The following is a 12441-nucleotide window of genomic DNA, read 5'->3' as shown; positions in this document are numbered from 1 at the left end:
ATGCGGCGGAAGAGGTATGCGCTATTGGCCACAAACCAACCGCACACAGAACAAATCCTGACAAGGCGCTTCTAAGGAAGCTCCCATGCTCATAATCCCAGGGCAGCAAGGCCAACCTCCCGCAGGAATTCGGCGGCTGACACCGAATCGTTGAACGGGGGGTCGGGCTTTTGCGGCGGCATTGTCATGACCGCAGCCCTAGGAGGATAACCGGCTCGCTAACAGCTGAAACCTTAGTCGAGGGCGATAATCACCAGCTGTCCGTCATGTCGCTACCGACGGTTTGATTTCTTTACGTATACCGCCCTTTCTGAAAAGGCCATAGGTCGCGATTCATCCTGTAATAGCCCTGAATGCTCGCGGGCACTGAGGGGTGACAGCGCGGGGGACGGGGCCGTCACGGTCGGAGAGGCCTCCGGCCGGGCCGTGAGGGGCCGGGGTGGCCGACCCGGTGATCGCGTCGGCCCCGGGTGACGGTGTGGACACCCGGGTGACCGTTCATGTCGGTGGCGGGACCACCGGCTCCGGCGTTGTCGCCCAGCGCGTCCGGGCGATCCACGTACCCGGCGACCTTCAGGAGGCGGGCCTCGAGAGGCGGTTTTCAGGAGGCGCCCCCGGGAGTGGGAAAGTGACGGGCAACCGGGTTGTAAGCGGGCTTCGAAGAATGGCTGCCATGACGAATCTCCCCACGACGCGCCTCGTCGCGCCGGTAAGGCCGCCGTTAAGGCACGGCGCCCTCCTCGTCCTCGCGCTGGTGGCGTTCACCGGGTGCGGCCTCGCCGGCGGTGAGACCGGGAGCGGTGCCGCCGCTCCCGTACAGGTGACGAGCGGCGCGACCGCCGCCGCGCCTGTTGAGAACACGCCCGCCCCGGCCGAGAGCGCGCCCGCCCCGGCCGGAACCGGCGGGCAGGACCGGTCCTCGGCGGCCGTCGAGCCGGGCGGCACCCTCGTCGACGGCAGCACGGTCTCGGCCGAGCTGACCCGCGCGGGGGAGAGGCACGAATTCACGCTGGACCTGGGCGACGCCAGGGAGTTCTACGTCACCGACATGGAGGGCGACGACATCCAGTTCCAGGTGTTCTCCGACGTCGACGACGAGCCCCTGAGCCCGGCCGGCGTCAGTTTCACCGCCGGTACGTCGCTCGGCAACAAGCTGACCAAGGTGGGGGGCCACCGGCTGGAGGTCTGGGGGAACACCAACGTCATCGGGGCCTACAGCTTCCGGATCGCGACCGTGAAGGTCCGCACGTTCCCCGCGACGATCGGCCTGAAGATCGGCGAGGGCAGTCCCGCCGGGGCGGGGTCGCTGGACGTTCCCGGGCGGATCGACCGCTTCGAGTTCGACGCGGACGGCGCCACGGCCATCAAGGTCATCGGGGGCGGCGGGCCGTGCACCGCCATTGACATCGAGCTCTACGACGCCGCGGAAAAAAGCCTCGCCGACCCCCGCCAGCCCTACCCGCTGTGCGGCAACGAGTTCGAGATGCCGCTCCCGGGCGGGGACGGGCGCTACGCGCTGGTCGTCAGATCCCCCGCGGCGAAGACCGGAAGTTACTCCTTCCAGATCGTGCGCGCCGGCTGAACGATCAGGAGCGGCGCAGGCTCCCGTGGTATTCCAGCGCGCCCGCGCCCTCCTGCCGCACGCAGTCGAGGGTTTTGGCATCCCGCAGCGTGAGGGTCATGTCCCCGCTCACGCACTGATCGCGCTGCGCGACGGTCAGTTCGAGCACGGTGTCGCCCCTGACGCGGGTCAGCGTGGCCCGCTGTTCGCAGTCGCCGGTCGCCCACGTCCCGGTGGACCGCCCCCCGTCCAGGGTGATCGTGACGTCGGCGGTGCGCCCGCGGTCGTCCCGCGAGACGACCCGCCCCCTCCAGGTCCCCGCGAAGGCCGCCGGGATCCCGGTTCCCCGGGCCGTGGACGGCGCCGGGAGCGATCCGGAGAGCGGCGCCTGGCCGGCGGTCCCGCCGGGTTCGCTCCGGGGCGTCGCCCCGTCCGCGGCGGAGCCCCCGATCGTCCCCGTCGCGTACAGCACGCCGACCGTCGCGAGCCCCGCGACGACGACGGCGGCCAGCGGCACGGCCGTGCGCCTCGTCCGCCGTGTGGCCCGCTCGCCGTACGGCGGCGCGGAGACCTTCGTGTCACGGCCCGCGGTACCGGCGCCGCCGGGAGGCTCGGGCCCGCGCGGGGGCGGGGTCACCGCGTCCCGCACGGGTTCGGCCGGCTCGCCGGGCGGATGCCGCGGCGGGAGGTGCGCTCCGGGCGGGACGACCGGCGGCGGCCCGGTTCCGTCGGTACGGGGATCGGCCGGGATCCGACCGGCAGGGGCGCGGCCGGGCCAGCCTGCGGGGACGTACGCGCTGGGGACCGGGCCGACGTCGGGGACCGTGACGGTGGAGGCCCCGGGGTCGACCAGGCGGACCAGGAGCGACCGGGCCGAGGGACGTCTTCCCGGATCCTTGGACAGGCAGAGGGCCAGGGTCTCGCGCAACCCCTGGGGAACGCCGGAAAGGTCGGGGTCCTGGCTGAGGATGCGGCTGAAGACCGCGGCGACGGTGTCGCCGCCGAACGGCGCGCTGCCGGTCGCGGCGTAGACCATGGTCGAGGCCCAGGCGAACACGTCGGCCGCGGGCGATCCGTGCACTCCCTTCAGCTGCTCGGGCGCCATGTAGGGCGGGGTGCCCGACAGTGCCGAAGGCGCCGTGTCGGCGTCGAGCGGCCGGGCGATGCCGAAGTCGACCACGCGCGGCCCGTCGGGGCCGAGAAGCACGTTGGCGGGCTTGAAGTCCCGGTGAACCACCCCGGCGCCGTGGATGGCCGCGAGGGCGGACGCCGTACCGACCGCCAGCCGGTCGAGGTCGCCGTCCCGCAGGGGGCCGCCGTCGCGCACCCGTTCCTGCAACGAGGGGCCCGCGACGAACTCGCTCACCACGTAGGGGTCCGGCCGGTCGAGCTCGGCCGCCAGCACCCGGGCCGTGCAGAAGGGAGCCACCCGGCGGGCCGACTCCAGCTCCCTGGCCAGCCGGCGGCGGGTGTCGGGATTCGTGCCGCCCTTGAGGACCTTGATCGCGACACGGTCGCCGGAGGCGCTCCAGCCCTCGTAGACGACCCCCTGCCCGCCCTCGCCCAGGCGCCCCACGACCTGGAACGCCCCCAGCGTGCGCGGGTCACCCGGCTCCAGCGGGCCAGCGGCCATGAGCTCCTCCATGCACGTCGGCGCGGGCCCTCAGCGTAGCGACAGCGCGGGCCGGGCCACCACGGTCCTTCGCCCCGCCAGGAGGCCGCGAAGCGGAGAGGCGACGGGCGAACGCGCCGCCGCGACTCGGAGCCGGTGAGGCGTCCCGGCCCCCTCACGGTGGCGAGCGCTCTCCGGGCTCCGTGGACGTCCGCGAGGTACCTGTATGTCGTTTCAGCATGGAACCCGCTATTTCCATCTTTGACGGCATCGAGCGGTGTCGCGAGACTGCCCCTCACATCCCATCCACGACAGGAAGGCCTGACCATGCCTGCCCAGCAGCTTCGACGCGCCGCACTCTCGGCGCTGGCCTCGCTCGCGCTCGTCTCCCTGACGGGTGCCACCTCGGCAGGCCACGCGTCCGCCACATCGTCAGCGGCCCTGTACGCGACGGGACCGGCGGTGCCGTCGACGGTGCCGGACGAGGCCGGGGCCAGGAAAGAACTGCGCGCGCTGGAGGCGTCCTTCAAGGGCCGGATCGGCGCGTACGCCGTCGACACCGCCACCGGCAAGACGATCGGATACCGCTCGGGTGAGCGTTTCCCGATGCTGTCCACTTTCAAGGCGATGGCCGCCGCGGCCGTGCTGCACAAGGCCCGCACCTCCGACCCCGGCCTGATGGACAAGATCGTGCGCTGGACGGCCGCCGAGCTGGAGGAGCACTCCCCGGTCACCGAGAAGCACGTGAAGGACGGGCTGACCGTCGCGCGGCTGTGCGAGGCGGCCATCACCCAGAGCGACAACACCGCGGCCAACATGCTGCTGAAGCAGATCGGCGGCCCCGCCGGTCTGACCGGGTACTTCCGCACGCTGAAGGACCCGGTCTCCCGGCTGGACCGGTGGGAGACCGAGCTCAACGACTGGAGTCCCACGGAGAGGCGCGACACCACGACGCCCGCGGCGATGGGCCGTGACCTGCGCGCGGTCACGGCGGGGAACGCCCTCGACGCCAAGGACCGGCAGCGGCTGAACGCCTGGCTGATCGCGAACACGACCGGGGACGCCCGCATCCGCGCGGGCCTGCCCAAGACCTGGACGATCGGCGACAAGACCGGCACGAACTCGGCCTACGGGGCAGGGAACGACATCGCGGTCATCTGGCCCTCGGCGTCGGCCGCCCCCGTCATCATGTCGATCTACACCAACCGCAGGGCCGTGGACGGCGCCGTGGCCGACAAGGTCGTCGCGGACACCGCCGCCATCCTCGCCCGCGGGCTCGGCAGGCTCTGATGTCACGCGGGGGAGGGGCACGGACCGGGCGGCTCGTTCCGCCGCCCGGTCTCGGTTTTCCGGCGCGCACCGGGGGCGGTGACGGGCGATGAGCCTCTTCGACGAACCGGACGGCGCCGTCACGCCGGGCGGGCGCCGCCCGCGGCGGGCCGAGACGCGATCGTCAGCGGGGGCGAAGATCGCGGGTCTCGCGGCGACGGCCACGGTGGCCGGGGTGGTGGCCGCCGGACTGGCCCTGCCCGCCGTCGGGGGCACGGGGGTGATGATCATGGGCGCGTCGGACGGGCTCGACCTCAGGCCCGCCGTACTCGCCGAGCCCCCGCTCGCCGAGAAGACGACCGTCCTCGACGCCAGGGGCCGCCGGATCGCGCAGTTCTGGGACGTCTACCGCGAGGTCGTACCGCTCAGCCAGGTGTCCGATGTCATGAAGACGGCCATCGTCTCGATCGAGGACTACCGCTTCTACGAGCACGGCGCGATCGACGTCGCGGGCACCGTGCGGGCGCTGGCGAGGAATCTCCAGGCCGGAGGGGTCAGCCAGGGGGGTTCCAGCATCACCCAGCAGTACGTCAAGCAGGTGCTGCTGAACACGGCCGTCACCAGGGAGGGGAAGGAGGAGGCACTGAGGGCCAGCTACCCGCGCAAGCTCAACGAGCTGCGCTACGCGATGGGGATCGAGCAGAAGTACACCAAGGATCAGATCCTCGAAAAGTACCTCAACATTGCCTATTTCGGCGCCGGTGCCAACGGCATCGAGGCCGCGGCCAGGCGGTTCTTCGGCGTGCGCGCCTCCCGGCTCGACCTGTCGCAGGCGGCCACCCTGGCGGGAGCCGTGCAGCTGCCCACCGCCACCGATCCGCAGGGCGGTAAGGAGAACCGGCGAAGGCTGCTGGAACGGCGCGACGTCGTGCTCGACCGGATGGCGGAGCTCGGCGAGATCACACCGCGGCAGGCCGCCGAGGCCAAGTCCAGGAAGCTCGGCTACCGGGGCACCCCCCTGCCCGGTAACTGCGAGGCCAGCCCGTACCCCTACTTCTGCGTGTACGTGCGCGAGGAGTTCCTGCGCGATCCCGCGTTCGGCAGGACCGCGGAGGAGCGCGCCAGGCTCCTCTACCGCGGCGGCCTGACGATCAGGACGACGCTGGACCCCCGCATGCAGGCGGCGACCGAGCAGGCCGTCGGCAGGCACGTCCACGCCTCCGACGAGCCCGTCGCCGCCGAGGCCCTGGTCCAGCCGGGCACCGGGATGATCAGGGCCATGGCGGCCAGCCGCGAGTACGGCACCTCCGCGCGCAGGAACGAGATGTCGTACAACATCGTGGCCGACAACGACCACGGCGGCATCGGCGGGTTCCAGGCGGGCTCGACGTTCAAGACGTTCACGCTGATCACGGCCCTGAAGAAGGGCATGAGGATCGACGACGGCTTCACCGTCGGAAACGGCTACCGGGCCTCGGGCTACGCCGACTTCAAGAACTGCGAGGGCGGCAACATCGGCGACCCGACGCACACCGTCACCAACGACGAGGGAACCCCCGGTTTCAAGTCGCTGCAGACCGGCACCTGGCAGTCGGTCAACACCTTCTTCATGGAACTCGAACGCCGCGTCGGCCTGTGCGACACCGTCCAGACCGCCAGATCGCTGGGTATCAAGCGGGCCGACAACCGGAAGTTGCAGGAGTACGAGACCTTCACCCTCGGCATCAACGAGATGGACCCGGTGACCGTCGCGAGCGCCTACGCCGCCATCGGCGCGCGCGGGAGGTACTGCGCTCCCATGGCCGTCACCCGGGTCACCGACCGGGACGGCGGGGTGACCGGCCACCGGCCGAAGTGCCGCCAGGTGCTGGATCCCGAGATCGCGGACGCCACGGCGCACATCCTGTCGGGGGTGTTCACCAAGGGCACGATGCGGGCGGTGGGCGGCATCGGCCGCGACGCCGCCGGCAAGACCGGCACCAACGACGACCAGGCCAGCGCGTGGTTCGCGGGGTTCACCCCGGACCTGGCCGGCGCGGTGAGCATCGGCGACCCCCGGGGCGCCATCGCGCACAAGCTCAACGGTGTCACCATCGGCGGAAGGTACTACGGCGCCGTCTTCGGAGCCACCATTCCCGGGCCGATCTGGAAGGACACCATGGTCGCGGCGCTGAGGGGGGTGAAGGCCACGCCCTTCACCCCGATCGACCGGGCGCGTTTCGGCGGCTGAGGGCGGGCCGCCGGGGACCGGAAACGGTCCCCGGCGGTGTCGTGTCCCGCCACGATTCGAACCCGCCGCCGGGAGAGTGGGTGCGCCCCCGGTGCGGGAACGCGGCGAGGCGTGAGGAAAAGGCTCCGTGTCCGGCTGCCCGCCGGAAACGGCCGGATGGTGCGCGCGTGATTTTCAGCAGATCTCCGTATTGTCGTTATAATTCAGTCATGAAGGCCGCGGTCCGCATCCGATATGGCTCGCCGGAAGTGGTTCGTTTCGCGGAGGCGGAGAAGCCGGCGGTCAAGGACGACGAGTTGCTTGTCAAGGTCCACGCGACGACGGTCAATCGCACGGACTGCGCGTTGAGGGCGGCGAAGCCCTTCATCTGGAGATTCTTCACCGGGCTTGTCAGGCCCAAGCTAAGGATTCTCGGGAATGAGTTCGCGGGAGAGGTCGAGGCGGTAGGCGGTGGCGTCACGGCCTACAGGGTCGGCGACCGGGTGTTCGGATACAACGACGGCACATTTGGGGCCCACGCCGAATACATGGCGATCCCGCAGGACGGCGCGCTCGCGATCATGCCGGAGGGCCTGACCTACGAGGAGGCCGCCCCCAGCACCGAGGGTTCGCACTACGCCCTCACGATCATCAGGGCGGCGAGGGTCCGAAGCGGGCAGGACGTCCTCGTCTACGGCGCGACCGGGGCCATCGGCTCGGCGGCGGTCCAACTCCTGAAGAGCCTCGGCGCCGGAGTGACCGCGGTCTGCGACACGAAGAACGTCGAGCTGGTCAGGGGGCTGGGCGCCGACAGGGTCGTCGACTACACGGCCGAGGACTTCACGAAGGACGAGCGGGCATACGACGTCGTCATCGACGCGGTCGGCAAGAGTTCTTTCGGCCGATGCAGGCGGCTGCTGAAACCGCGCGGGATCTATCTCTCATCGGACCTGGGCACCCTGTCGCAAAACCTGTTCCTGGCGCTCGTCACCCCGTTGTTCGGCGGCAAGAAGGTCATGTTTCCCATCCCGAAGCAGAACGACCCGGAGATGGCGCGATATTTCAAGGGACTGATCGAGTCCGGAGATTTCACGCCGGTCATCGACCGGCGATATCCGCTGGAGGAGATCGTCGAGGCGTACCGGTACGTCGAGACGGGCCAGAAGATCGGAAACGTGGTGATCAGTGTCGGGCATTCGAGCTAGCCCGGCACGTCGCCATACCTGGGCGTAGGACTTCTCGCGGGTCGGTGCTTCCCGGCCGCCGGGACGTTCCCGAGGCCGTGGAGTGGCGCCGACCGCGGGGGCGTGCTCCCGGCCGGACCCGGACCGGCGCCGCCGTACGGGCGGATGGTTTGCCGCACCCCTCGCGGGGCAGGCGGGCGAAGATCGGAAATGGTGTTTCCGCTCACCGCCGGCAGCGAGGGAGGTGCGATCCCGATGGGCGTGCACACACTGTCAGTCGCGTTCAGCTGGGTCCTTTTGGCGGCCGGATGCGTGATGGCCGCGCACAGCGTTCACGTGCTGGTGACGGGCCGGGCCCCGCGCGCGGCCTCCGGCCGGAGCCAGGTCCTGAAGGTGAGGCCGTACGCCTGGTCGCTGCTGTTCTTCGCCCTCTTCACGGTCTCTACGGCGTCGCCCCGGCTGCTGGGCTGGACGGACGAGCTGTCGCTCACCGTCTTCACCCTGCTCGCGCTCGCCTTCGCGATGGTGGCGCTCACGCTGATGGCGAAGGCGAAGAAGGTGCTGAAGCCCACGACATCGCCCGACCGGGAGGCGTGACGACGGCCCGCCGGGCACCTTGACGGGGCGTACGCGACCGGCCGGAAGGCGCGGTGCCGCGGAGACCGGCTTTGCCCGGGCGGCCACCGGTCCTGAGGGGGCGGTGCTCTTCCAGCGGCGGATCTTCGCGCCGGCGACGTGGTCCCCGAGGCGACAACGGCGGATCCCGCTCGGGGAGGGATATTCCGTTATGGTCGGCCAAAGCATCCCGGTTGAAGTTGATACGGACTCTTTCGCCGGTTTTGTACGGGAAAACCGGGCGCCCGTATTCATTCATGCCTCATGCGGTGCACGGCCGGCGCATAAGCGCCCGGCTCGCTCCCCGGCGGAGCCGTGAAGCGGATCTGAACCCTGTCGCCCTGCGTGACACTTCTCGCGTCGAAGCCAAAAGCGTTGGGTTCCGCCGAGCATCGGGGAGCCCTGTCCGGCTGGACCGCGTTCTCGCCTGACCCGGACGACATCTCGACCTCGTCATGCGGCTCGGCCGCCGTCTTAGCGGGAGCACGTTCTCGTGCGGGCCCGCTCCGGTGCGCATTTCCGGTGACCTGTGCCATCAGGTTGACAGGGTTTCAATAAAATCGCCGTGTTCCGATTACCGGCGACCTGACAACGCTTTTATGTCTGATGATAAATCCCCCGTCAGTCGGCCCGAATTTTGCGTGCAACAAAAAGCCGACAGCTATATTGAAAGTCCGGCCGTGGCGGCACACAATCGGCGTTGAGAAGGTCACCCCCCAGACTTTTGGAGCCACAGTGAACACAGCCGTAACCGGCATTCATGGGCGTAGAAAACCGATGCTCCGGCGCCTCATTTCCATCGCCGTCGCGTTGCTCGCCCTGGCATTCCTCTGCGTGCCGCCCGCCAGCGCACTCGCGCTGCCGACGCCGAAGGATCTGACCGCCTTCCTCGACCTCGAATGCTTCAAGACCAGCCCGTACCAGCCGCCCGCCGCCACGCTCACGCTGCGGCACATCAACCCCGTGCTCGGCAACCTGCCGATCGAGACCGTCACCCTCGGCCAGCGCGAGCAGCTGTGCGTCCCGGTCGCCAAGAACAACCAGCTGCCGCCGTCGCCCGCGCTCGACTTCATCAGGTTCATCGACCTGGCCTGCTACAAGATCTCCGGTACCACGGTGAGCACGGGTCTCGTGCTCAGCCACCTCAACCCGCTCTTCCAGAGCCTGCCGCGCACGCAGATCTTCATGAACACCCCGCAGCAGCTGTGCGTGCCGGTCATCAAGAACAACGTGTTCCCGCCCGCCGAGGTGCTGTCGCTCGTTCGTCACATCGACCTCAAGTGCTACGGCATCACCCCCAACACCCCGCTGAACCAGCAGCTGTCCCTGCGCCAGCTCAACCCCGTCCTGACCCCGATGATCCCCACGCACGGCGCGCAGGTCCTCAACGCCCGCCAGCTGTGCGTCCCGGTGCAGAAGGCCGGCGACGTCATCCCCGACGAGGTGTTCAAGATCGTCCGGTGGATCGACCTGGAGAAGTTCGACCTCGCCACCCCGGCCCTGCCCGCGGTCTCGCTGACCCTGCGGCACATCAACCCCGTCCTGGCCGGCCTCCCGCCCGAGCAGGCCGTCCTCAGCGGCGCCAGCCAGCTGGCCCTGCCGGTCGCCAAGAACGGCAACTTCCCCCCGGGCTGAGCCCCTGACCCGGAGCCCCTCCACCCGTGCCGGTGGAGGGGCTCTTCCGTCGTACGGCCGAGGTGACCGGCGCGGTCTTACACCCCGGCGTTCTCGTTCCCGGGGGCGGCGTTCCAGAGGCGCGCGAGGAACAGGGTGAGCGTGCCCGCGACGGAGTCACCGGGCTCGCCCGGGTGGTCGAGTGCCCATGTGTCGAGCGCGTCGAAGACGCCGATCGTCGCCACGGTGATCAGCTCGGCGCCGGGAAACGGGTCGATCAGGCCGATGCGCAGGCCGTTCGCGACAAGTTTGTGGATCCAGGAACGGCTGTCGTGGGCGAGGTGGGACCGCTCGGCGAGCACGGCCCGGTCGTCCGGATGTTCGCGCAGGTGCGCCACCAGCCGCGTCGTGCCCGCCGTCACCTGCTCCCACAGCTCGTCTTCGGCCGCCACGTCGGCCCAGGGCCCGAGCGCGGCGAGCGTCCGGGCGCCCGCGTCGGCGACCACGGCGCCGAAGAGGTCGTCCTTGCCGTCGAAATAGTGGTAGGCGGAGGTCTTGGAGATGCCCGCCTCGGCGATGATCTGGTTGAAGGACGCGGCGTCCTTGCCGTCGCGCGCGAAGTGGGTGCGGGCGACGGCGAGGATGGAGACCCGGGCGTCGGCCGGCAGCCGGTCGAAGCGTGGAAGCGGCATGGGTGTCCCTAAAGGCTCTCTGTCAGCGGGGCGGCCGGCTGCCGGGCGGCAAGCCTGCGGTTGACGCGGCCCGTCATGATCCAGTGTGCGGCCCAGAGCGGGAGGGCGATCGCCCCGCCGACGTATCCGGCCGTCCCGGGGAAGAGCGACAGGATCTGGAAGGCGCACCAGCCGTATCCGAGCGCCGCCCACCATCGGACGAACCCGCCCGTCACGCGCGCGTCAGCGGTCACCGAGGCGGTCATCGAGGTGGAGACGGTCCGCACGATGAAGAAGTCCTCGGTGAAGTTGTAGGGGATCGCGAACATCCACCAGACCGACGCGGGAGCCCCGGTCCTGGCTTCGGGCGGCAGGAGCGTCATCGTCCGATGAAGGGCGCGGCAGTACAGCGCGACGAGCCCGAAGAAGGCGGCGACGGCGATCAGCCCGCCGGGCATCCCCAGCGCCCCGATCTCGCCCAGGATCCCCAGCCCCCACTCCGGTGCCCAGAGCGGATAGCCGAGAAGGATGGCGGTGAGGACGGTGCCCACGGTCTTGACGACGACTCGCATATCTGGAGTGTACCGGTAGTACACACCACTGGTTCACGCCTGTTACGGAACGGCCTGAAGCACGTGTTCCGGAACAGCCCGAAGTGCATGCTCCCGAACGGCCCGAAGTACGTGTTCCGGAACGGCCCGAAGGGCGCGGAAGGGACCCGGGGGAGGTGCCGGACCCCTGGGCCGTGATGGGCCGGGCTCCGGCCGGCCATTCCCGCGGGTGCGGAATGTTCTCCCACAGATCCGCCATTGCCCGTGGCGGCGACGGCGTTTCTCGTCACTCAAAGCGATCACCGCTGGTAGTGGTGGCACATGCTGACACGACAGCGGCGCCACACGGCCGCCGCCCTCACAGTCCTACCCGCCCTTCTCGTCACCCTCGCCGGGTCGGCGGCCGCCGCGGTCAAGCTGCCCGAGCCGTCAGTCCCGCCGATCGCCCGTGCCGAGCTGAACCTGCTGACCGTCGCGGAACCGCGGTCGATGGACGGCTACAGCCGCGACCGCTTCCCGCACTGGGGCCTGCGCACCCCGACCTGCGACGCCCGCGAGACCGTGCTGGCGCGCGACGGCCAGAACGTGGAGCGCGACGCCGCCTGCCGGGCGATGTCGGGCTCCTGGTACTCGGTGTACGACGGGCGCACCCTCAGCTCCGCCGACGACGTCGCGGTCAGTCACATCGTGCCGCCGGCCAACGCCTGGCGTTCGGGCGCCGACGCCTGGAGTGACGTCGAGCGCAAGAATTTCGCCAACGACCTGGAGCGGCCGCAACTGCTCGCCGTCTCCGCCGCCTCGAACAAGAGCAGGGCCGACCAGGGGCCGGAGTCGTGGAAACCGCCGCTCGCCGCCTCCCGCTGCTTGTACGCCCGCGCCTGGGTGGATGTGAAGTATCACTACCGCCTCGCCGTCACCGCCGAGGAGAAGGCCGCCCTCGCCGAGATGCTCGACACCTGCCGCCCCGCGTCGGCCGGCGAGAGCCGCAAGTGAGCGACGCGGCCGGCCGTGAACGCCACGACGGCCGGGTGCCCGCCGGCCCCGGCCGTCGAGCGGGTGGCGAGAGCGGCGCCGGCGTCTAGTGCTTCGTTCCTCAAAGCAGGTAGATAAACCGACGTCGACGGCGGCGAGGCTCAGGAGCCGGACGGCCCCAGA

The 12441-nt window shown here is 70.1% G+C and carries 10 protein-coding genes; 7 read left to right on the top strand and 3 right to left on the bottom strand.

Features of this window, described 5'->3' with window-relative positions; translation table 11 throughout:
* Positions 1–673 precede the first annotated feature (673 nt).
* Positions 674–1582, top strand: coding sequence for a hypothetical protein (locus ACSDR0_RS37415; RefSeq protein ID WP_435293686.1), 909 nt, complete (start codon positions 674–676; stop codon positions 1580–1582).
* Between the two features lie 4 nt (positions 1583–1586).
* Here the strand turns inward: ACSDR0_RS37415 and ACSDR0_RS37410 are convergent, their stop codons facing one another.
* The gene (locus ACSDR0_RS37410) at positions 1587–3194 is read right to left on the bottom strand and encodes a serine/threonine-protein kinase (RefSeq protein ID WP_435293685.1); all 1608 of its coding nucleotides are present in this window, start codon (positions 3192–3194) and stop codon (positions 1587–1589) included.
* Positions 3195–3500: 306 nt separating this feature from the next.
* Here ACSDR0_RS37410 and bla point away from each other — a divergent pair, with 306 nt between their 5' ends.
* The 5 genes from bla (at position 3501) to ACSDR0_RS37385 (ending at position 10085) form a co-directional block, all read left to right on the top strand.
* A complete protein-coding gene (bla, locus tag ACSDR0_RS37405; protein WP_435293684.1) occupies positions 3501–4463 on the top strand; it encodes a class A beta-lactamase in 963 nt (320 codons plus the stop codon).
* Positions 4464–4551: 88 nt separating this feature from the next.
* A complete protein-coding gene (locus ACSDR0_RS37400; protein WP_435293683.1) occupies positions 4552–6672 on the top strand; it encodes a transglycosylase domain-containing protein in 2121 nt (706 codons plus the stop codon).
* A gap of 209 nt (positions 6673–6881) precedes the next feature.
* A complete protein-coding gene (locus ACSDR0_RS37395) occupies positions 6882–7856 on the top strand; it encodes an NAD(P)-dependent alcohol dehydrogenase (protein ID WP_435293682.1) in 975 nt (324 codons plus the stop codon).
* A 234-nt stretch (positions 7857–8090) separates the two neighbouring features.
* Positions 8091–8432, top strand: a complete 342-nt coding sequence (locus ACSDR0_RS37390; protein WP_435293681.1) for a hypothetical protein — start codon at positions 8091–8093, stop codon at positions 8430–8432.
* Between the two features lie 795 nt (positions 8433–9227).
* The gene (locus tag ACSDR0_RS37385) at positions 9228–10085 is read left to right on the top strand and encodes a hypothetical protein (RefSeq protein WP_435293680.1); all 858 of its coding nucleotides are present in this window, start codon (positions 9228–9230) and stop codon (positions 10083–10085) included.
* 77 nt (positions 10086–10162) lie between these two features.
* On the opposite strand, the gene ACSDR0_RS37380 is transcribed toward ACSDR0_RS37385, so the two are convergent.
* Together ACSDR0_RS37380 and ACSDR0_RS37375 are read right to left on the bottom strand one after the other, a co-directional pair.
* Positions 10163–10756, bottom strand: a complete 594-nt coding sequence (locus tag ACSDR0_RS37380) for a TetR/AcrR family transcriptional regulator (RefSeq protein WP_435293679.1) — start codon at positions 10754–10756, stop codon at positions 10163–10165.
* Positions 10757–10764: 8 nt separating this feature from the next.
* Positions 10765–11307 (bottom strand): hypothetical protein, encoded by a 543-nt coding sequence (locus ACSDR0_RS37375; protein ID WP_435293678.1) that lies wholly within the window; start codon positions 11305–11307, stop codon positions 10765–10767.
* 300 nt (positions 11308–11607) lie between these two features.
* Here ACSDR0_RS37375 and ACSDR0_RS37370 point away from each other — a divergent pair, with 300 nt between their 5' ends.
* Positions 11608–12279: an HNH endonuclease family protein gene (locus tag ACSDR0_RS37370; protein WP_435293677.1), complete on the top strand. Its 672-nt coding sequence runs from the start codon at positions 11608–11610 to the stop codon at positions 12277–12279.
* Positions 12280–12441: the final 162 nt, after the last annotated feature.

This window comes from Streptosporangium sp. G11 (assembly GCF_051192615.1).
In the GTDB taxonomy this organism is placed as follows: domain Bacteria; phylum Actinomycetota; class Actinomycetes; order Streptosporangiales; family Streptosporangiaceae; genus Streptosporangium.
The sequence above is the reverse complement of the archived record's forward strand: the minus strand, read 5'-3'. Positions and strand labels throughout refer to the sequence as shown.